This window comes from Carboxydocella sp. JDF658 (genome assembly GCF_002049395.1).
GTDB lineage: Bacteria > Bacillota.
Genome location: NZ_BDLR01000004.1, coordinates 66,650 through 88,460, shown reverse-complemented (window position 1 = coordinate 88,460; position 21,811 = coordinate 66,650). Strand labels below are relative to the sequence as shown.

General features: G+C 46.5%; 20 protein-coding genes and 1 tRNA gene. 19 read left to right on the top strand and 2 right to left on the bottom strand.

Annotation, left to right across the window (positions count from 1 at the left end):
• The first annotated feature begins 6 nt into the window (after positions 1–6).
• Genes JDF658_RS01140 through JDF658_RS01115 form a run of 6 tightly spaced genes read left to right on the top strand, consistent with a single transcriptional unit; the run spans position 7 to position 6,328 of the window.
• Positions 7–1,347 (top strand): MmgE/PrpD family protein, encoded by a 1,341-nt coding sequence (locus tag JDF658_RS01140; protein ID WP_078664895.1) that lies wholly within the window; start codon positions 7–9, stop codon positions 1,345–1,347.
• Positions 1,348–1,367: 20 nt separating this feature from the next.
• Positions 1,368–1,979: a succinate dehydrogenase cytochrome b558 subunit gene (locus JDF658_RS01135; protein WP_079906206.1), complete on the top strand. Its 612-nt coding sequence runs from the start codon at positions 1,368–1,370 to the stop codon at positions 1,977–1,979.
• 18 nt (positions 1,980–1,997) lie between these two features.
• Positions 1,998–3,782 carry a succinate dehydrogenase flavoprotein subunit gene (sdhA, locus tag JDF658_RS01130; RefSeq protein ID WP_079906205.1) on the top strand — a complete coding sequence of 595 codons (1,785 nt, stop codon included), beginning with the start codon at positions 1,998–2,000 and terminating at the stop codon, positions 3,780–3,782.
• Positions 3,754–4,500: a succinate dehydrogenase iron-sulfur subunit gene (gene sdhB, locus JDF658_RS01125; RefSeq protein WP_078664892.1), complete on the top strand. Its 747-nt coding sequence runs from the start codon at positions 3,754–3,756 to the stop codon at positions 4,498–4,500. Before sdhA ends, sdhB begins: the two co-directional genes overlap by 29 nt.
• Positions 4,501–4,524: 24 nt before the next feature.
• A complete protein-coding gene (locus JDF658_RS01120) occupies positions 4,525–5,106 on the top strand; it encodes a DUF1847 domain-containing protein (protein ID WP_079906204.1) in 582 nt (193 codons plus the stop codon).
• A 16-nt stretch (positions 5,107–5,122) separates the two neighbouring features.
• On the top strand, positions 5,123–6,328 hold the full coding sequence (locus JDF658_RS01115; RefSeq protein ID WP_079906203.1) for a Coenzyme F420 hydrogenase/dehydrogenase, beta subunit C-terminal domain: 1,206 nt from the start codon (positions 5,123–5,125) through the stop codon (positions 6,326–6,328).
• An 89-nt stretch (positions 6,329–6,417) separates the two neighbouring features.
• Here JDF658_RS01115 and JDF658_RS01110 read toward each other — a convergent pair whose 3' ends face one another.
• Complete coding sequence (locus tag JDF658_RS01110) at positions 6,418–6,795, bottom strand: ATP-binding protein (protein ID WP_078664889.1); 378 nt, start codon at positions 6,793–6,795, stop codon at positions 6,418–6,420.
• 159 nt (positions 6,796–6,954) lie between these two features.
• Positions 6,955–7,052, bottom strand: a tRNA-Sec gene (locus tag JDF658_RS14335).
• 111 nt (positions 7,053–7,163) lie between these two features.
• On the opposite strand from JDF658_RS14335, the gene JDF658_RS01105 reads away from it, so the two are divergent.
• From JDF658_RS01105 to JDF658_RS01045, 13 genes are all read left to right on the top strand, one after another.
• Positions 7,164–8,255 carry a cache domain-containing protein gene (locus tag JDF658_RS01105; protein ID WP_078664888.1) on the top strand — a complete coding sequence of 364 codons (1,092 nt, stop codon included), beginning with the start codon at positions 7,164–7,166 and terminating at the stop codon, positions 8,253–8,255.
• 152 nt (positions 8,256–8,407) lie between these two features.
• Complete coding sequence (gene fdnG, locus JDF658_RS01100; RefSeq protein ID WP_078664887.1) at positions 8,408–11,416, top strand: formate dehydrogenase-N subunit alpha; 3,009 nt, start codon at positions 8,408–8,410, stop codon at positions 11,414–11,416.
• A gap of 1 nt (position 11,417) precedes the next feature.
• Positions 11,418–12,227: a 4Fe-4S dicluster domain-containing protein gene (locus JDF658_RS01095; protein WP_079906202.1), complete on the top strand. Its 810-nt coding sequence runs from the start codon at positions 11,418–11,420 to the stop codon at positions 12,225–12,227.
• Positions 12,217–12,879 (top strand): formate dehydrogenase subunit gamma, encoded by a 663-nt coding sequence (locus JDF658_RS01090; RefSeq protein ID WP_078664885.1) that lies wholly within the window; start codon positions 12,217–12,219, stop codon positions 12,877–12,879. The genes JDF658_RS01095 and JDF658_RS01090 overlap by 11 nt, the downstream gene beginning before the upstream one ends.
• Before the next feature lie 81 nt (positions 12,880–12,960).
• Entirely contained in the window at positions 12,961–13,659 is a 699-nt protein-coding gene (locus tag JDF658_RS01085; protein ID WP_079906201.1) for a formate dehydrogenase accessory protein FdhE, read from the top strand.
• A gap of 5 nt (positions 13,660–13,664) precedes the next feature.
• Positions 13,665–13,886, top strand: a complete 222-nt coding sequence (gene tatA, locus JDF658_RS01080; protein ID WP_078664883.1) for a twin-arginine translocase TatA/TatE family subunit — start codon at positions 13,665–13,667, stop codon at positions 13,884–13,886.
• 101 nt (positions 13,887–13,987) lie between these two features.
• On the top strand, positions 13,988–14,956 hold the full coding sequence (locus JDF658_RS01075; protein ID WP_079906200.1) for a polyprenyl synthetase family protein: 969 nt from the start codon (positions 13,988–13,990) through the stop codon (positions 14,954–14,956).
• Positions 14,957–15,058: 102 nt separating this feature from the next.
• On the top strand, positions 15,059–16,078 hold the full coding sequence (locus JDF658_RS01070; protein ID WP_079906199.1) for a NapC/NirT family cytochrome c: 1,020 nt from the start codon (positions 15,059–15,061) through the stop codon (positions 16,076–16,078).
• Positions 16,079–16,098: 20 nt separating this feature from the next.
• A complete protein-coding gene (locus tag JDF658_RS01065; RefSeq protein ID WP_079906198.1) occupies positions 16,099–17,286 on the top strand; it encodes a NapC/NirT family cytochrome c in 1,188 nt (395 codons plus the stop codon).
• 204 nt (positions 17,287–17,490) lie between these two features.
• Positions 17,491–18,948, top strand: a complete 1,458-nt coding sequence (locus JDF658_RS01060) for a cytochrome c3 family protein (protein ID WP_159446519.1) — start codon at positions 17,491–17,493, stop codon at positions 18,946–18,948.
• A gap of 11 nt (positions 18,949–18,959) precedes the next feature.
• On the top strand, positions 18,960–19,595 hold the full coding sequence (locus JDF658_RS01055) for a tetratricopeptide repeat protein (protein WP_159446518.1): 636 nt from the start codon (positions 18,960–18,962) through the stop codon (positions 19,593–19,595).
• A 30-nt stretch (positions 19,596–19,625) separates the two neighbouring features.
• Positions 19,626–20,612, top strand: a complete 987-nt coding sequence (locus JDF658_RS01050) for a 6-bladed beta-propeller (protein WP_079906195.1) — start codon at positions 19,626–19,628, stop codon at positions 20,610–20,612.
• Between the two features lie 84 nt (positions 20,613–20,696).
• Positions 20,697–21,710 (top strand): cytochrome c3 family protein, encoded by a 1,014-nt coding sequence (locus JDF658_RS01045; RefSeq protein ID WP_079906194.1) that lies wholly within the window; start codon positions 20,697–20,699, stop codon positions 21,708–21,710.
• The last annotated feature ends 101 nt before the right edge of the window (positions 21,711–21,811 follow it).

Here is a 21,811-nt window from a genome sequence, read left to right as displayed (position 1 = left end):
GCTGTAATGATTTCGCAAAAGCTGGCTGATTATATCTGTAACCTCAAATATACCGATTTGCCTGACGAAGTTATTGAAATTACCAGGTTATCTTTTCTGGACTGGCTGGGGTCTGCCCTGGCCGGTGCCGGAAAAGAAGCGGGACAAATGGTTTATGCTGTAGCTGAGGATATTGGGGGAAACCCCCAGGCGACATTAATTCCGTCCTTGCGGAAATCTTCTTGTCTTAACGCTGCTCTGGTCAACGGGGCGGTTTCGCATATTGTAGAGCTGGATGATGTTCACAAGGCATCAATTTTACACGCTGCTGCTGCAATAATTCCGGCAGCCCTGGCAGCGGCTGAGAAAATCGGGGCATCTGGTGAAGAACTGATAACTGCTATTGTGGCTGGCTATGAAGTCGGTATCAGAATTGGCGAGGCGGTTACTCCCTCCCATTACTATTATTGGCATAATACCGGTACTTGTGGAACTTTTGGCGCTGCGGCAGCAGCGGGAAAAATTTTAGGTTTGAATCGCGACCAGATGGTTCATGCCCTTGGCAATGCAGGCACTCAGGCTGCGGGGCTGTGGGAGTTCCTGGCGGACGGTGCCATGAGTAAACATCTTCACCCGGGAAAAGCAGCCATGAACGGTCTTCTGGCAGCTTTGCTGGCAGCCCGGGGGTTTACTGGTGCGAGCAAAATTTTAGAAGGTGAGAAAGGTTTCTGTAAAGCAACAGCCAGGGAATACGATTTAAATAAAATTACTGACGGCCTGGGCCAGAGTTATAAAATTCTGGAGAATTCTTTCAAGATTCATGCCTCTTGCCGGCATACCCATCCGGGATTAGATTTGGTTATCGCATTAGCCAAGCAGTTTGATTTAACTCCCGGCCAGGTTGAAAAAATAGTTGTTAAAACTTACGGGATTGCTTTGGATATTACTGGAAATTATCAGCCCAATTCTCTTTATGCAGCCAAGTTTAGCCTTCCCTTTTGTGTTGCCCTTGGATTAAAAAAGCGGAAGGCCGGACTCGCCGAGTTTAACGAGGCAGCTCTGGAAGACAAAGAGATCCGCGAGCTGATGTCCAGGGTTGAGCTGGTTCAAGATCCGGAAATAGAAGCTTTATACCCGGAACAGTGGCCTGCTATAGTAGAAATTTACTGTTCAGATAATCGAGTCTATACTGAGCGGACCAACTTCCCGAAAGGTGATCCGGAAAATCCGGTAACTGCTGAGGAATTATCTGTGAAATTCCGGGAACTGGCGGGTATCAGACTAAAACCAGAAGAAGCAGAAAGGCTTTTACAAAAGGCATTAAAAATGGAGAACATACAAAATATCGCTTTATTTTTTACTAATTGAAAGGAGGGAGTTTATTAGATATGAGCACAAACAGCTTTTTTCTTCGCCGGATTCATTCTCTCTCAGGTTTAATACCTATCGGATTATTTCTGCTGGAACATCTTTTTACCAATTCATTTGCACTTAAAGGGGCCAAAGCTTTTAACGAAAAAATTGAATTCTTTCAAACCTTGCCTTATCTCACTTTTATTGAAATATTGTTTATCGGCTTACCCATTGCCTTTCACGCATTTTATGGTTTGTATATAGTTTATGTTGCCAAGAATAATATCTTATCTTATAGCTATTTCCGTAACTGGATGTTTTACTTGCAACGTGTAACGGCTATCGTAACTTTAGTTTTTTTGGTTTGGCATGTATATGTCTTGCGTTTGGCAAAAGCTCTTTACGATACCGAGGTCAGTTTTGAGGCTATAAGCGCTTCTCTCAGTAATCCAGGAATTTTTGCTTTTTATATTGTCGGTTTAGTTGCAGCTGTTTTTCATTTTGCCAACGGGTTATGGACATTCCTCATCACCTGGGGTATTACAGTTGGTCCAAGGGCGCAGCAAGTGACCACTTATGTTACGGGGCTGCTTTTCCTGGTACTCAACATAATTGGTATCAACGTATTGGTAGCCTTTACGAGATAGGATTGGAGGTAAACAGATATGAGTAAAGGAAAAATCGTGGTTGTTGGCGGTGGATTAGCCGGTTTGATGGCCGCTATTAAAATAGCTGAGGCAGGTATGCATGTTGATTTGTTCTCTCTAGTTCCCGCCAAGCGCTCCCATTCTGCCTGTGCCCAGGGAGGAATTAACGCTGCTGTTAATACCAAGGGTGAAGGGGATTCTACCTGGGAACATTTTGATGATACTATTTACGGTGGCGACTTTTTAGCCAACCAAACTCCGGTGAAAGGGATGTGTGATGCTGCACCCGGTATAATATACCTGATGGACCGGATGGGAGTGCCTTTCAACCGTACCCCGGAAGGGCACCTTGATGTTCGCCGGCTCGGGGGGGCAAAGTACTCCAGAACAGTTTTTGCTGGTGCAACCACCGGTCAACAGCTCCTTTATGCCCTGGATGAACAGACGCGGCGTTATGAAGACGCTGGTTTAATCAAACGGTATGAAGGCTGGGAAATGTTATCGGCAATTATTGATGATGAGGGAATCTGCCGTGGTCTTGTAGTACAGGAAATGAAATCTATGGAAATCCATGCAGTCAAGGCAGACGCGGTGATTCTTGCCACCGGTGGCCCGGGAATGATTTTCGGCCGTACCACCAATTCTACCATTAATACCGGTTCGGCGGCGAGCGCTGTTTACCAGCAGGGAGCAATTTATGCCAACGGGGAATTTATTCAGATTCACCCGACGGGTATCCCTGGAGAAGATAAGCGCCGCCTGATGTCTGAATCTATTAGGGGCGAAGGCGGCCGGATCTGGGTTTACAAAGATGGCAAGCCCTGGTATTTTCTTGAAGAATGGTATCCCGCCTATAAGAATTTGGTGCCAAGAGATATTGCCGCAAGGGCTATCCATAAAGTTTGTTACGAGTTAAAGCTTGGCATTAACGGGGAGAATATGGTTTACCTGGATATTTCCCACCTTCCAGCCAAAGAAATTGACCGCAAACTTGGTGGTGTCGTGGAAATTTATGAAAAGTTTATGGGAGAAGATCCTAGAAAGGTACCGATGAAGATTTTCCCCTCTGTTCATTATTCGATGGGCGGACTTTGGGTGGACTATAACCAGATGACCAATATTCCAGGCCTCTTTGCTTGCGGGGAATGTGAATATCAATATCATGGCGCCAACCGGTTAGGGGCTAACTCTTTGATTTCTGCCATATACGGTGGAATGATTGCAGGGCCGAAAGCTGTTGAATATGTAAAAAATATTGGCAAATCTGCCGAAACTGTCAGCAGCAAGGTTATAGAACGCGAGTTAAAACGTCAAATTGATTTCCAGGAAAGAATTTATAAGATGAACGGAACAGAAAACCCCTTCGCCTTGCACCGGGAAATGGGTGAAATAATGAATGAAAATGTTACCATTGTCCGATATAATGATAAACTAAAGAAGACTGATGAAAAACTGGTAGAGCTTCAGGAACGCTGGCAGAAAATTAATATTAACGATACCAGTCGCTGGGCTAACCAGGCCGTCCAATTTACCAGACAGCTGTGGAACATGCTACAACTGGCCCGGGTAATTACTATTGGTGCTCTTAACCGGAATGAAAGTCGGGGTGCCCATTATAAACCGGAGTTTCCGGACCGGGATGACGCTAATTGGCTGAAAACAACTATGGCCAGGTATACTCCGGAAGGCCCTGTCTTTAGTTATGAGGAAGTTGACCTTAAATACATTAAACCAAGACCACGACGTTATGATGTGGAAAAGGAGGCTACTATGAATGTCGAAGACAATTCATCTAAAAATTAAACGACAAGATAGCCCCCAGGATCGTCCACGCTGGGAAGAATTTAAAGTGCCTTACCGGACAGGAGCCAACGTGGTTTCCGTATTAATGGAAATTCAAAGAAATCCGGTTAATGCCCAGGGACAGAAAACAACGGCTGTAGTTTGGGAATGTAATTGCCTGGAAGAAGTCTGCGGAGCATGTACCATGATTATCAATGGTAAACCCCGTCAGGCCTGTTCGGCGTTGATTGACCAGCTAACACAGCCTATTGTGCTTGAACCATTAACCAAGTTCCCCGTTATCAGGGATTTGATGGTAGATCGCAGCATTATGTTTGAAAACCTGAAAAAGGTCAAGGCCTGGATTGATATTGACGGGACATATGATTTGGGACCTGGACCCAAGGTGTCCCAGGAAGTACAGGAGAAGATATATCCATTGTCCCGTTGCATGACTTGTGGGTGTTGCATGGAAGCGTGTCCCAATGTCAACCCCAAATCGAAGTTTATCGGTCCTGCACCCATTGCTCAGGTTCGCCTTTTTAATGCTCATCCCACCGGAGCAATGAGTAAAGGCCAACGCCTTGAATCCCTGATGGGTGAAGGCGGTATAGCTGAATGCGGTAATGCCCAGAACTGTGTCCGGGTTTGCCCAAAAGAAATACCTTTGACAGCTTCTATTGCCGATGTAAACCGTCAGGTTACACTTCACAGTATTTTGCGCTGGTTGGATAAGTAAAATGGAGAAAAGGAGCAATGCAAAGTGAAATGCGCCGATTGTTCAAAAAATGATTGTTATTTCCAGGGGAAGGTTTGTACCAAGGAAAGAATCCCGGTTCCGGAGTATGAGGACGAATTAGTAAGAAAGATGTGGACTGCTGCAGCAAAAATTGAAGCCGAACATTACATGAAGAAGACTCGTTTAGAAGAAGTTATTTTGTTTTGCCAGGAAGTAGGTATCAAGCATATAGGATTGGCCTTTTGTGTCGGCCTTTCCAATGAGGCCAAGATAATTTCCCGAATTTTGGAGAATTATTTTAAAGTAGATTCAGTTATATGTAAAGTATGCGGTATGGATAAAAAAGAATTTGGCATGCCTAATGTTGTTGAAGGACGCTATGAAGCTACCTGTAATCCGGTAGCTCAAGCTAAAATATTAGGTGAGGCCGGAACGGAGTTGAATTTAATAATCGGACTTTGTATTGGCCACGATGCTATTTTTACAAAATATTCAACCGCCCCTGTCTCCACTTTGGTTGTAAAAGATCGAGTTACTTGCCATAACCCCCTGGCGCCTGTTTATTCTAAATATTATCAAAGAAAATTGTTGCCGCCCGAAAAATAAGGAGGAAAAATTTATAATGAAATCTTTTGAAGAACTTAAAAGGGATGTAATTGACCGGGGACTTTGCACCACCTGCGGCACTTGTGTAGGTTTGTGTCCCTGGCGGGTATTGGGAATTACAGAAGAAGATGGGGAGTTATTGCCTGAGTTAAAAGGTGAGTGTAAGGCTTGTGGGATATGCACTCAGGCCTGCCCGGGGGCCGATATTCCCATCCCGGTACTGGAACAGAAATTTTTTGGCCGGGTAAGGCCGGAAAGAAAAGATGATTTAGGCGTTTATGCGGGCTGTTACTATGGTTATGCCTCTGACCCGACAATTAGGGAAAAAGGTACCGGGGGAGGCCTGGTTAGTGCCCTGCTGGCATTTTCGCTGGAAAGAGGAGTAATCGACTGTGCCCTTGTAGCGGGCTTTCAACAGGATAACCCATTGCGGACAGAAGCAAGGTTGGTAACTACAAAAGAAGAAGTATTGGCTGCCGCGGGTTCTAAATATGCGGTGGTACCTATTAACAGTTTGCTGAATGAGGCAGTAGCCCGCGGTTATACTCGAATTGCAATTGTAGGCTGTCCCTGTCATATCCATGGAATTCGCAAGATGCAGTTTTCCGGTAAACCGGACAGTATAGCAAAAGCTGTTAAACTTGTGATTGGCCTTTTTTGCGCTTCTCAATTTTATTTTGAAGGGACCAGGCATTTGCTGGTTGAACAGGGTGGTATTAAGGATTTAAAATATGTTAAATGTCTTAATTACCGGGGCGGTAACTGGCCCGGCCATTTAACGGTTCGTTTGGCTGATGGTAAGGAAATAGTTATTGATCGGCATCATTACATGTACCACATATTAATGCCTGCATACAAGCGGGATCGGTGTGAAATGTGCACGGACTGGGCTGCAGAACTTGCGGACGTTGCTGTTGGTGACTACTGGGATCCGACTATGAAACCGGGAACCGAGGCTGGTAAGTCGACCATTTTGGTACGTTCCTCTGCTGGAGAGGAATTAGTCGGTTTAGCACGAACACAGGGGGCTATCAGTCTTGAGTTATTAGAGCCCAAAAAAGTAACTGCAGGTATTGGTTTTGAACTTAAAAAACATGCTGCTGCTTTTCGGCTCAAACAACGGCGCCGTTTCGGCTGGCCAGTTCCCAATTACCACCGGGAAACAGACTATACTCCTTTTTTACGTGAAACCCATCTAGCCCCTTCAACCAGGAGCGAATAAAAGCTTCTGAAACTGAACCCTGGAGAACGGAAAATGAAATAAAATTCCCCCTATGGTAGATTTGAATTACTATCATAGGGGGAAAACTTTTAGCCATGTATCAGGGCCGGTAAACAGCGGACACAGACCCACTGGCTGTCCTGCTTATGCCGGTAAGGGATAAGGACGCGCTCCATTTCACTGGCACCGCAGCGGGCACACTTGACGATTGCCAGCTGGTCCAGAATTTGTTTGCGGTGTTCTTCCACAGCATGGTGGTCAAATTCCACTGTTTCCCTTTCTTCGATGGTCAGAGCTCCGGTGGGACAAACAGCCAGGCAATAGCCAGCGCCATCACAGAGTTCCTCCCGCAAGACTTTGGCTTTGCCATTTACGATAGTTATGGCACCTTCGGCACAGGGGCTGACGCATTTACCACAGCCAGTGCACAGGTCTTCATTGATTTTTACTATTTTTCTTTTAACCATTTTTTACTCCTCCTCAATTTCCTGTTGTGCTTATTTTAGCAAAGACCAGTTATCATCATACAGTAAAACAGTCACAGAAAACTGTTAGTTTCATCACATTTTCGTAAAAATATAAAAGCCTATAAATCCTGCTGGGATTTATAGGCTTCAAATCTGTTCTGGCGGGAATGCGTGGGAATCGAACCCACCTTTCGAGGGGCTACCCCGAAACACGCGGCTTTGAAGGCCGGGGAGGCCACCAGACCTCATTCATTCCCTTACCGTATTAGATTATATTAAATAAAATGCTTATTGTCAAATTTATTGATTGAAAAATACGGGCTTTTCCTGTATAACTGTAAGTAGATGTTTGTAGGGAGTGATAAAAGATGAAGTCCCTGAAACAACAATTATTACTATTAGTTCTGGGACCTATCCTCCTGCTGTCGCTCTTATTAACTGTTGTGATCAGCATTCATATGAAGGAAAGGGCCATTCTGGCCACGGAAACTAAAGCTAAAAGCGACCTGGCCACAGGGGAAGCTATTATCGATTTAATGTACCCGGGTTCCTGGCAGGTGAAAAATGGCGAGTTATATAAAGGCGAGCATAAAATCAATAACGACCTGGAACTGGTAGATTATATTGCCAGTCTAACGGGGGATACTGTGACCATTTTCCTGGGTGATACCAGAGTGGCCACTACTGTACGGGGGCCGGATGGCCAGCGGGCTTTAAAAACGAAAGTTTCGGATGCGGTGGCCCGCACAGTGTTGAAGAATGGACAGGTGTACCTGGGTGAAGCCAATGTGGTTGGCGAGTACTATCAGACCGCTTATAAACCCCTGCGGGATAGTCAGGGTAACATCATTGGCATGTTTTATGTAGGTATTTCCAAGCGACTGTCAGATCAGCTGTTAAAAGAATCAATTTTTACTGTGATTTCCATCAGCGCTGGTATAACCTTGCTGGTAGCACTGGCGGGCTGGTTTTTTACCCAGCGGGTTATTATCGGCCCCTTACAGCAAATTACAGCGGGAACTATGGAAGTAGCTTCCGGGCATCAGGCAGTCAAGGTGGAAGTGGATAGCTCCAATGAGATCGGGCAACTGGCTCAGGCTTTTAACCAGATGGTAGAGGAATTGCAGAAGTTGACCCAGCAGATCAGTCAGCAGCAGGGGCAGCCTCAGCTGGCTTCAAAGGGGGCAGCCGAAGTTGATACCCCTGCCAGTCTTGCCAGCGTTGAAGAAAGTTTACCCAAGGGTCTGAACGAATCTACCTTAAAGCAGATACTGGCCTATTTGACCCAGCAAACAGAGGCCCTGTCGGCGGAAGAAATAGCTGAAGGGGTGAATCTGACCAGGGTAACAGTTAAACGCTATCTGGATTATCTGGAAAAAAACGGTAGAATTCAGGTGGAAGTAAAATACGGAGCTATTGGTAGACCGGTAAAGTTATATCAGATTTTCGAAAAAGGATAAGCCTGTGGTTTTTCTGGCCACAGGATCTATTTTTGTAAATTACATTAGTTTCATAATTTACTTTACTTACAAAAAATTGACCTATCGCGGAAGCTGATGGATAATAGAAAAGCAAAAATTCAAAAAATTAAGATGAGAAAGGGGATGAAGGCATGGCCGTAACAAGACGGGATTTTCTCAAAATCTCTGGTCTTAGTGGTGCTCTGGCGGCAGCGGGTGTACTTGGCATTGATACTGCACCTGCCAGGGCCCAGGCCAAACAGTTCCGAATCAAGGATGCCAAACGAGTACCTACCCTGTGCCCGTTTTGCAGTGCGGGCTGTGGGATGATCGCTCACGTGGACACTGCTAATGGGGAGTTATTGTTGATTGACGGGGACCCGGACCATCCGGTTAACCGGGGCGGTGCCTGTAGTAAGGGAGCATCCATTTTCCAGATCCGTAATCTAGCAGTAGGTAAGCCCAATCCCCGGCGCTTGACTAAACCCCTCTACCGGGCTCCGGGCAGCGATAAGTTTGAAGAAAAAGATTGGGATTGGATGTTGACAGAAATTACAAAGCGGATTAAAGAAACCCGGGATAAGACCTTTGAAGTTGAAAAAGATGGCATCAAAGTCATGCGGACTGAAGCTATCGCCTCTTTAGGTGGTGCAGCTTTAGATAATGAAGAATGCTATCTGGTTCAAAAATTGATGCGGGGGCTGGGCGTAGTCTATCTCGAACACCAGGCCCGTATTTGACACAGCTCTACGGTCGCCGGTCTGGCGCCTTCATTTGGTCGTGGAGCAATGACCAACCACTGGATTGATTTAAAAAATACCGATTGTGCATTGATTATTGGTTCCAATGCCTTTGAAAATCATCCTATCTCCAGCAAGTGGCTGATGGAAGCCAAGGAGAAGCGCGGAGCCAAAATCATTTCCGTTGACCCGCGTTTTACCCGTACCTCTTCCAAAGCCGATATTTATGCACCGATGCGTTCTGGTACTGACATTGCCTTTATCGGGGGTATGATCAATTATATCCTGCAAAATAACCTGTACTTCAAAGACTATGTAGTCAATTACACCAACGCTTCTTTCATTGTAGCCGACACCTATGATTTCAATGATGGTATGTTCAGCGGCTATGATGAAAAAAACAGAAAATATGACAAAAAACTCTGGGGCTATAAACTTGATGCGGAAGGCAAGCCTTTGCGTGACCCCTCTTTACAGGATCCGCGCTGTGTCTTCCAGTTGCTGAAAAAGCATTATTCCCGTTATGATATTGATACCGTATGCCAGGTAACCGGTACACCGAAAGAGCTCTATGAAGAGATTTGTAAAACCTATGCGGCTACCGGTGTACCTGATAAAGCAGGCACGATTCTATATGCAATGGGTGGTACCCAGCATACTGTTGGTTCACAAAATGTGCGGGCCTATGCTATTCTGCAGCTCTTACTGGGTAATATAGGTATTCCTGGTGGCGGTGTAAATGCTCTGCGGGGTGAGTCCAACGTGCAGGGCTCTACTGATTTCGGTTTATTAAACAACATAATCACAGGCTATATACCTACGCCGACAGCGGATCCTGAACATGCTACCCTTTCAGCATATATTGAAAAAGAAACTCCTAAAGGTGGATTTTTGACGAACCTGCCTAAGTTTTTTGTAAGTTACCTAAAAGCAATGTGGGGTGATGCTGCCCGCCCGGATAATGAGTTTGCCTATCAGTATTTGCCCAAGCGTGATCCTAAGACCAACTATACACATATTGGACTTTTTGAGGCCATGTATAAAGGAAAACTTAAAGGGCTTATCTGCTGGGGCCAGAACCCGGTTGTAGGTGGCCCAAATTCCAATAAAGAGAGAAAGGCTCTGGAGAAACTGGATTGGCTGGTCGCAGCCGACCTCTGGCTGACTGAAACTATGACCTTCTGGACAAAAGAAGCAGGGGCTAACCCGGCCGAGATCAAGACTGAGGTCTTTGTTTTACCGGCAGCTGCTTCCTTTGAAAAGGAGGGCAGCATTGCATCTTCCGGCCGCTGGTCTCAGTGGCGCTGGCAGGCGGTCGAACCTCTGGGTGAGTCGCGAGCTGATCTGGATATTATACATCAATTGGCGCGTCGGCTGAAGGAAACATACAAGGATAGTACCAACCCTGCTGATGAACCGATTAAGTATCTCTACTGGAACTTTGGTGATGGTGATGAGTGCGATGTAGATAAGGTTGCTCGCGAAATAAATGGTCAGGAAACTGCTACAGGCAAGCAGGTCAAAAACTTCCTCTCCTTAATGGATGATGGCTCCACCCTCTGTGGTAACTGGATTTATTCAGGAATTTACCCCGAAGAAGGAAAAAACCTGGCTCAGCTCCGGGAACAGGATGATCCCAGTGGTCTGGGTATTTATCCCAGATGGTCTTATGCCTGGCCGCTGAACCGCCGTATCCTGTACAACCGGGCTTCAGCAGACACCACCGGGAAGCCCTGGCATCCGGATAAGGCTGTCATCTGGTGGGATGCTGTGCAGAAGAAATGGGTCGGCCATGACGTGCCTGACTTCAAGGCGGTAATTGGCCCCGATGATCCGGCCTTCCTCAATCCCTTTATCATGCAGGATGACGGCAAGGCCTGGCTCTTCGCCAAGGATAAGATGAATGAAGGACCTTTCCCGGAACACTATGAGCCCTGGGAGAGCCCGGTTCAGAATCCATTCTCCAAGGTACAACTGAACCCGGTTGTCAAGGTCTGGGAGCCGGATAAACAATCCGATCCGGCCAAATATCCCTATGTGGCTACCACCTATCGCTTCTCAGAGCACTGGCAGGCCGGTCAGATGACCAGAAACCTGGAATGGCAGGCGGAACTGGTACCGGAGATGGTGGTGGAAATCGGGGAAGCTCTGGCCTCTGAACTGAAGATCAAGGATGGGGATATGGTAATCGTGGAAAACAGCCGCGGCCAGGTCAAGGCAAGGGCTATGGTCACAAAACGTTTCCGCCCCCTGACGGTGATGGGCAAGACCATTCATCAGGTAGGGATGCCCTGGCACTTTGGCTATCAGGGGCTGATTACCGGTGATATTGCCAACAAGCTGACCCCGCATGTAGGGGATGGCAATACCATGATTCCCGAATACAAGGCCTTCTTGGTCAATATAAGGAGGGCGGAGTAGAATGGCAGAGAAACTTAGCATGTTTGTCGACCTGACCCTTTGTGTCGGCTGTCGGGGCTGTCAGACTGCCTGCAAAAGCTGGAATCAGTTGCCGGGGGAGAAGACGGCCTATTACTCAGGTTTGCAATCCATGCCGGATACCACGCCTCATACCTATAATTTGATTAAATTCAAGGAAGTTGAAGAAAATGGCCAGGTGCAATGGTTTTTCTTCAAAAGGCAATGTATGCACTGTACAGAAGCGGCCTGTATCAAGGCCTGCCCGGAAAATGCCCTCAGCCACACCGAAACCGGAGCGGTGGTCAGGGATTACGACAAATGCATTGGCTGCGGCTATTGTGCTAAATATTGTCCCTTCGGTATTCCCAAAGTGGATGAGGGAGTGCAGAAAATGGGCAAGTGCACTCTTTGCTTTGACCGGGTAGCGGAAGGATTGACCCCGGCTTGCAGTAAAACCTGTTCGCCCGGAGCTGTCCAGTTCGGGGAAAGAAGCCAGCTGGTCAGCAAGGCAAAAGCCCGGCTGGAAGAAGTAAAGCAATTATATCCCGAAGCCAACTTGTATGGATTAGATGAGCAATTCCTGGGCGGGACCAATGTTTTCTATCTCCTGCCTAAAGCACCGGAATTTTATGATTTGCCCAAACAGCCATCGGTTCCGGCCATTCTCACCACCTGGAAGGATGTGATCCAGCCCATCGGCAAGGCTTTACCTCTGGCTGCCCTGGGAGCTGTGGCGGTCAGCGCCTTCCTCACCCGGATTCGGGAGAATAGCCATTCTGTAGATAAAGGAGGGAAAAGCCATGGCGCCTAAAAGCGGGGAAAAGGTTTTACGCTTCGGGGCGGTGGCCCGGTTTGCCCACTGGTCCCATACAGTGACATTCCTGCTCCTTGCCTTTACTGGCATGTTGATTTACATGGATGTCCTGGACTTCCTGGCACCTCTATTCGGAGGCATGCAAGGGGCCCGGCTTCTGCACCGGATTGCAGCAGTAGGGTTTATTGTCCTGCCGATTCTCTCGCTGTTTGCCAATCCGGCAGGTTTCAAAGAATGGATGAGCCATGTTTTTCGCTGGGGTGCCAATGATTTCGCCTTCTTTGGTGCCTTTGTCAAAGAGTTTTTTGGAGCTCATGTCGAAGTACCGCCCCAGGGCCGCTTCAATGCCGGTGAAAAGGTTAACTCCTTGCTGCAGCTGGTAGGTTGCACTTTGCTGGCTATCAGCGGGTTGATCCTCTGGTTCCCCCAGGGCTTCAGCCAGGGAACCCAGCAACTGGCCCTGATCGTTCATGATCTAGCTTTTGTCCTGACCTTTACAGCTATGATCGGTCATGCCTATTTGGCTCTTTTTCATCCCAAGACCAACGAGGCTATCAACGGTATGTTGAGCGGTTATGTGGATGCGGAATTTGCCAAAAGCCATTACCCCCTGTGGTATCAGGAGATCAAGGGGAAAATGCGGGGCTAACCCTGCCGGGGAGGGTATTACCCTCCCTTGTTTTTTCCTTCTGTTTATGCGATAATTATAAAGAAAGGTTAGGGATGTCTAATGCAGGAATTAGTGCAGGTAGTTAAACGAATTCTGGCTTTTGCAGAAAATCAGCTCCCGGTCAGTCTACAGGTAGAACTGGCAGAAAATATGGAGGGACAGCCTTTTTTGCTGGCCGATTGCCGCTGGCAAGCAGATGATGATGACTGGCGCCAGTATTTACTGGGATGGCAGGCATTTTTACAGGAACTGAAGCCGGAGAAAAAGGGGGACTGGCAGCGGTTATTTCAGGAATTCCTAACCATGGATATAAATGGCCTCTGGGCCTATCAACCCGGGCAAACGGAGGCTGCCTGGGTGCGAACCTTGATTTTCTATCCAATCCTTAAACAACAAAAAGAAATGCTAAAAAAGGAATTGGAAACTAAAAATAATATCGCCCACTGTCCTCTCTGTGGCAGTATCCCTTTGCTGGCAGTACTGAGCGGACCAGGTGGGGCCAGACAGCTGGTTTGTGGCAGTTGCACTACCCGCTGGGATTATCCTGCTCTTGCCTGTCCGGCCTGTGGTAATCGCGACCATGAGACCTTGTATTACCGCAAGGCCGAGGAACTGCCGGGCTGGCAACTGGATAGCTGTAGGAAGTGCGGATATTCTTTAAAGGTTCTGGATTTGCGCACTGGCAAGCAGGATGTCCATCCCTGGTTGCTGGATGCTGAATCAATAGCCCTCAACTTTGTCAACCAGAAGGAGGAATAAGTCTCATGTTTGGTTTTATTGGCGGTCTGGGTATGCCGGAGTTAATTGTCATTCTGGTGCTGGCACTGATTATTTTTGGCCCGGGTAAATTACCGGATGTAGGTAGGGCTCTGGGGAAAAGTATCAATGAGTTTAAGCGGGCCTCCCGGGAAGTGCAAAAGGAAATAACCGAAGCGGTAAAAGATGAGCCCAAATCGGAAGGAGACAGCAATAAGACTGTCGGCTAAGGCTGACAGTCTTTTTTCTAAGCAGGAATTTTTTGATGGAGATTGAATATATATATCTATGTGTCCAAGCAGTTGACGAGAAGAAAGGATGCAACTATTTAATGAATACCTGGAATATTTTTGGTGAAATCAGTAGTGATTTGCAACTGGTAGAGAAGGAGCTGCAGGAAGCAGTAAAAGGGCCAATTCCTGTCCTGGAGGAGGCTTCTTCCCACTTGCTGGCAGCGGGAGGGAAACGTTTGCGTCCTGCTTTTGCCCTGATTTCGGGCAAGTTTAGCAATTATGATCTCAAGAAAATGATACCGCTGGCAGTGGCTTTAGAGCTTATACATATGGCCTCTCTGGTCCATGATGATGTGATTGATGCCTCGAGCACAAGACGCGGTCTACCTACTGTGCGGGCCAAATGGGGCAACAGGATGTCCATGCATGCCGGCGATCATATTTTTGCCCGTTCCTTGCAGTTGATTCATAGTATCGGTAACAGGGAAATAAGTGGCATTTTGGCTACCACCAGTGTTAAGATGTGCGAAGGCGAAATCCAGCAAATCCTCACTGCTTTTGATATCAGGCAAACTATCAAGGACTATTTCTACCGGATTGAAAGGAAGACTGCCCTGTTGATTGCGGCATCTTGCCGCTGTGGGGCCCTGGCAGCAGGAGCGGAACGAGCGATTGTGCGGGCCCTGGGTCGTTTTGGCCACTATATTGGTATGGCCTTTCAAATTACCGATGATATTCTTGATCTAACTGCTGACCAGAAAAAACTGGGAAAACCCATAGGTGGAGATATTCGTCAGGGGATTATGACTTTGCCGATGATTTTTGCCCTTAGATACTACGGAGAAAATTCCCGGCTGGCTGAAATTCTGGCTGCGCGCGAAAAAGGGGAAAAGGAAATCAAGGAAGCCATCCAGCTGATCTCAGCAGCTGGTGCCATTGAGAAAACCAGGGAAATCAGTCGACGCTTTGTGGAGAAAGGTTTGCGCGAATTGGCCATACTCCCGGTCAATCCAACCCGTGATTTGCTGGAGAAGCTGGCTCATTTCATAAATCGGCGGAATTACTAAAAATTTTCCTTACAAAAAAGAGGAATTGTAGAGAAGGACGGCGAATATATTCGTCGTCCATTGCTGCAAGAATGTGAATGTCATAACAAGGAGGGAGTTTTCATGGGTCTGAGGCCAAAATGGCTGCAGTTCGATCTCAGCAAGACAGAAGATAAGCTGAAACTGTTCATTCTGGTCAGCGGTCTGCTTATCTTCATTGGTGTGGCTACAGTTACGGCAATTCAGCTGACTATGTACCCTGAGTTTTGCCAGACCTGTCACATCATGAAGCCTGAGTATCGAACCTGGCAGGCGACCTCCCACAGCAATATCCGCTGTACGGAGTGTCACATAGAGCCCGGTGTATTTAACCTGATCAAGCACAAGATCGGGGCGATGAAGGAATTATATTTATACGCTACCAATACTTATCCTACTCCGATTAAAATGTCACACAAAATTGAGAATTTCGTTTGTGAGAAATGTCACTCTATCACTACTCGTAAATTCACTGTTTCCGGGGATATAAAGATCCCTCATACCAGACATATTGAGAGCAAAATTACAGAGGTCTACTGTGTGGATTGTCACGCAGGGGTGGCTCACGGCAAGATTTCCGAAAGGGGTATGATTACTGAAGGGTCACCAACGGCTGTGAAAAAAGGCGATCTGGCGGCATGGACATTAGACGACGGAAAACAGCAGACTATTCGCGAATTCACTAAAGCAGACATGGACGACTGTATTGCATGCCATGTGAAGAACAAGCAATCCATCAAGTGTGAAACCTGTCATGCTACCATCAAGACTCCGGATAATCATACACCGGTAGCAGCATGGTTGCCGCAGCATGGTAAAGATGCTGAAAAAGATATTAATGTTTGTAAGTCCTGCCATAACTATGGGATGACTGTAAAACAGGTGGTACACACCAATAAGGCCGTTGCCTATGCCTGGGGCAATGAATACTGTGTGAATTGTCACAGCCAGGCCCCTGCCAGCCATAAAGAGGCTACGTGGAGGAAAATACACAAGACTCAAGTGGCAGCTAAAGGCATTAACAATTGTTTTGCCTGCCACAGTCAAACCAGCAAAGAAGGACCACAGGCACCGGCTCGCATTACCTGTGACCGTTGCCACTAATATTAGGAGGATAGGCGATAATGGGTAAGTGGAGGTTAAAGCTGGACCTCAGTACGACAGAAAACCGGTTAAAGGCTTTCATACTGGTCTGCGGACTACTGATTTTTATCGGGGTTGCGACAGTAGGGGCTATCCAGATTACGATGGAGCCGGATTTTTGTCAATCCTGTCATGAGATGAGACCTGAGTATTATACCTGGCAAGTAACATCTCATCGTCAATTTCGTTGCACCGAATGCCATATAGAGCCGGGGTTGGCCAGTCTGCTCATCCATAAAATCAGTGCAGTTAAAGAGGTCTACCTCCACTTTACCGGTACCTATCCACGGCCGATTAAAATGGAAAATCCCATTCCCAATAATACCTGTAAGAAATGCCATTCGCCTGGTAATCGTCAGTTCACTGTTTCCGGGGACTTGATAATCCCCCATGATCGCCATGATGCCAAAGGGGTTTACTGTGTTGATTGCCACAGCGGTGTAGCTCATGGGGAAATTGCCAAACGGAAAGTGACTAACAGGATTCAGTTTCTGGCCTGGAATGAGACAGTAGCAAGAGAACAGACTGATGGTAAGCTGGCCAAACCCAAAATGAATACCTGTCTGGAATGTCATACCAAACGGAATGTTACCACTCGTTGTGAGGCCTGTCATAAGACTATTGCCATACCTACCAACCATGAACAGGAGGACTGGTGGTATCAGCATGGCCGACTGGCTATGAAGGACATTGATTACTGTAATAAGTGCCATTCATTCTCATTGCAAACTCAGGAAGGCACAAAAGTCTCAACCAGGGATTATGTCCGGGGCAATGTTTTCTGTTATACCTGTCACAGGAAATGGCCGCAAAGCCATACTGCTGACTGGAAGATAGTCCACAAACATTCGGCTCGCAAGGATAAAGATGGTTGTTTCATCTGTCATGATCAAAATAAACCAGCAGTCAATTCTACAGCGACCACTACTTATTGTGCTAAATGTCATGGACCAACGGTTTTACCAGGGCAAACTACTTTCACAGGTGGGAGCAATCAAAACGGGGGGGTACAAAGCGGTAAACCGCAAGGGCCCAGTTCACACCCGTCTAACTGGCGTCAAATTCATCCTAAATATGTGAAGGAAAAAGGTACTGGTACCGGTCGCTGTTTTGAGTGTCACGATACATCCAACTGCTTCCGGTGTCACACCAATGGTGGCAAAACCTAAAAAGGGACAGCAATACGCTGTCCCTTTATCTAATAAAATTTTTTAAGCAGGGCTGACTAAGGAAGGATTTTTGCAATATTTGTCGAAATGATAAATTAAACACAAGCGAAGGGCACCGCTGGCAACAGAGATCAGCCCACAAATGAGGAAAAATGTAATAAATATCACAATCCGATGGTTGGTTGGGGAAAGGGGCCGATTTCCATGGGGCGCTGGCTGAGTTACATAGTGTCGATTATTACAGCGGTGGCTCTAGTTTTTACCATGTTAATTACCGATACCGGCCGACAGCTTCTCCAGAATGGAATAGAAAAGCTGGCTGGATTGGTTCAGATAGATGGTTTGCTAAATACTGATGAAGCAAAAGAACCAGGAAAAAGTGGTGAAGGTGACCGCAAAGTATGTGGCACCTGCCATTCCGATAAAAGTGCTGATTTTCGCAAGAAATATCAACATGCCCCTTTTGTGCGCTGGCAGTGCACAGACTGTCATGTCCCTCATACCGTAGGTAGTGGTAAAAAAGAATTTGTAGTTGAGATTGATAAGCTGTGCGCTACCTGTCATTTCGATCGGAAAAACGAAATGGCAATGCCGGTTAAGCACCCTCCCTTTGCTAAAGGGCGCTGTATAGATTGCCATGATCCTCATGCATCTGACTACCCCAGGCAACTGAGAATACCAGAGCAACAATTATGTCAATCCTGCCATACTGTTGCGATGAGGTATGCGGGTTTGCCCAGTAAACACCCGCCTTTTGCGAAAGGGTATTGTACCGACTGCCATACCCCTCATGCCTCGACAGGCAAAGGTCTAACCAAGTTACCAGGAGATAAACTCTGTTTTTCCTGCCATTATGACCGCCTGGCTGAAAGAAGTATGCCAGTTAAACATAAGCCTTATGCTGAGGGAAACTGCATAGGCTGTCATGGTCCTCATGCTACCAGTGGCGAGAAGATGTTGAGATATCCGAAAGAAAAGCTGTGTTTCAGCTGTCATGTAGATAAGGCAGAACAAACAAAGGTTGGTTATCAGCATCCTCCCTTTGCCAAAGGACAATGTACCGGTTGTCATACACCGCATGGGTCTTACAATAAGAGTTTGGTTTTAGAACCAGGAAGTCAGTTGTGTTATCTCTGTCATGGCAAGTATCGATCCTACTTTAGTATGCCCTCTCATCACCCGGTTGATACGGGTAGGATTGAGTGTTTTAGCTGCCACAATCCTCACTCCGGGCCTGGTAAAAGGATGACCATAGCTCCGGGAAATGAGCTGTGTTATAACTGCCATGGCTGGCTGCGCGAAGGTTTTGAAAGTCTGGCCCATGCCAAGAAAGCTGTTGGTCGTGCTGGTAAGGGGCTTTGTATCAATTGCCATCAGCCGCATGGTTCGCAATACAGGCCCTTGCTTTTTGCAGACCAGTTGGATATGTGTAAAACCTGTCATGGTAAAATAGCCCGTGCCGCTATTAACCATCCGGTCGGGCCCAAATATACGGATCCTATACGCGGTATCAGCATGCGTTGTACCAGTTGTCATGGACCCCATGGTACCCCCAATCAATATTTCACTCTTGAGCCGCGAACACAGTTATGTTTGAAGTGTCATGGTGAGAAACGCAATCAGGATATCATTATTCACCGTATTTTACCGAAAAAGAAATAGGAGCGATGGACATGGAAAAAGAACTATCTCTGGGGAAAGCGCTCTTGATCCTTGCGTTATCCTTGGTCCTTATCGTTAGTGTAGGCTTATTTGTGGGTTATAAATTCTTCTGGAACCAGTACGAGCAGGTTACTGTTGATGATATCCAGCTCAAGGCTGCTATGGAAGTGGTGAAAAAGGATCCCAAGGATCCCAGAGGCCATCTGGCTTTAGGGTATCAGTATTTGAGACGAGGAGAAAAGGATAAGGCTTTGCGGGAATATCAAGAGGCCCAAAAGCTGGCAAAGCCAGATGATCTGGCTGTACTCTTTAATCTGGGGCTGGCTTATAAGGAAATAGGGAAAAAAGACGAAGCTATTAGCTATCTAGAAAAGGTAGTTAAGAAAAACAAGTGGCACTTTCTGGCCCAGTATAATCTGGCTTTACTGTACGCAGATAAAAAAGAATATGAGAAGTCATTAAAGGCATTTGAGATTGCTTTGCGCCTGGAAAGCGGAGCGGCGGATGTTCTGGTTTCCCGGGCCCGCGTATACAAGGATATGGGTGAAATTGCCAAGGCCAGGGCTGATGTGGAAAAAGCACTGAAATTCGTCCCTGATTATCAGGAGGCCTTACAATTGAAACAGGAATTAGCTAAACAGCAGTAACAGGAGGTGGGCCCTGTTTCAGGGGTAACCATGAAAAAAGTTAAATTAAGCACTTTAATTAATATCATTTTAGCTGTGTCTTTGCTAGCGGTGGTAGGCTTTGGCTGGTTTTATTTAAAAAAACAGAGCCCGATTGATAAGGTAGCCAGTGTTTTAGATGTAACATCGACTGTACCTAATCCTAAATATCTTTACACTATTTACGGACCTGACAGCAAGCGTTTAAATCACCCCTATAACCTGGTGGTCGTGAATGATCGCATCTATATTACCGATACCGATAATGGACGAGTGATAATTACCGATTATAATGGTAAATTTATCAAGGAATTTGGAAAGAGTGGCAGTCAGGGCAAGCTGGAGGACCCAATCGGTATTACTGCGGTAGATAATGAAATTTATGTAGTTGACCCTGCATTGAAGAAGATAGTAGTTTATGATCTGAATGGTAATTTTAAACGATATTTTAAATCTGATTATGCCACATCTCCTGTAAACATTGCTTACCATGATGGAAAATTCTATGTTCTTGATACTGGTGCGAAAACTACTGTTCATATCGTGTCACCGGAAGGCAAAGTCCTGAAACAAATTGGCAAACGGGGCGGAAACCCGGGAGAGTTTTATTATCCTCTGAGTATCAAAGTTGATGACCAGGGCCAGATCTGGATTGCCGACTCCAACAATAACCGCATTCAGGTGATTGATGAAAACGGCAAGTCCATCAAAGTTTTGCTGGGGAAAGAAGAAAATGGGACAGGGGGCTATGCGATACCCAGAGGGCTGGCATTTGATAAAAAGGGCTATATGTATACCTGTGAAACCTTAAGTAACATGGTAGCGATAACTGATGAAAAAGGGATTGTAGTAAAACGATTTAGCTATGCAGAGGACAAGACGGTTGCCGGAGAACCGGATTCATTAGAGCTACCAAATTCAGTTTTTATAGATGATAATCTGAGACTTTATGTGGTGGAGTATGGCAACAGCAGAGTTGTAGTTTATGACCTCAAGTAGTTTTAAAAGTTTCCGGCAGACGGTGGCTGCTGGAAAGCTAATTATATCTTATCTAAAGTAATATTTAATAGGAGGTGAACGCTTATGAAGAAGCGCATGTTATTTGTGCTGGCAGCTCTTTGCGCTCTCTTCACGGTGCCGTCGGTAGCATTTGCTATCAACTACTCAGGGCCGGTAACTCACGGTAACTTTGCCGGGAACTCCAAAGGCTGTGCTGACTGTCACGTAACCCACGGTGCTTCCGCAGCCAAACTGTTAAAGGGCGGTACCAACCAGACTGAATTTTGTTTCGTTTGCCATGGTAATGCCGGTATCAGCGGTTTTGATGTCAAAAATGGTAAGATCCAAACCGAGGACGGCACTACCTGGAATCCTTCCTGGGCCGGAGGTTTTGATCAGGCCTACGATTTTGGTGGTTCTGGAACCTATAAAGCTGTTACTTCTGTGCATAACGTAGAAAAAGACTCTGGTTCCACCAATATGCCTGCCGGTGTGGGCAACGGATTCCAGATTCCCGGCGGTTCCGGAACTTTGGCTGACAATTTCCGTTGCGGCTCCTGCCACAACCCCCATGCTGGCGGTACCTATGATAACACAACTTATACCAGCAAAAACCCGCGGTTACTGAAGAAGGCACCGTTGGGTGTGGATGTTCCCTACATGGGCCTATGGACTATCAGCAACACAACTAATAATACCGGTACTAACAGGGTAACCCAGTATGGTACAGGTATCAACGCCTGGTGTGGTGCCTGCCATGGAGTCTTTAATACTGAAGGTGTAGCTGGTTCTGGTCACACTGCTGATGTCAATGGCAAATATCGTCATGCCATGGGTGTACTGGTATCACAAACTACCCACCCTGAATGGAATCCTGGTCTGGATAGTGATGATGGAATTGCTCTTGACTCTGCTGGCAAGCTGAACTGCTTGAGCTGCCACCGGGCTCATGGTTCTTCTGCCACTACTTCTAACGGGTTTATGCGTTATGCAAGCTATAACGGTCAAGCCCAAAGCCTTAGCTCTGTTCTGCTGCGTCTGCCTGAGCGGGATGTCTGCTACAGCTGCCATGGTGCTGCTCAGTACAACAAGCCTTAATAAATCGAGCTGCTAGCAGCAAAATCGACACCTCCACTTGCGGAGGTGTCGATTTTTGTCGGTAAAAAACTGACAGGTTTTGCAGGAATTTTAGATAAAAT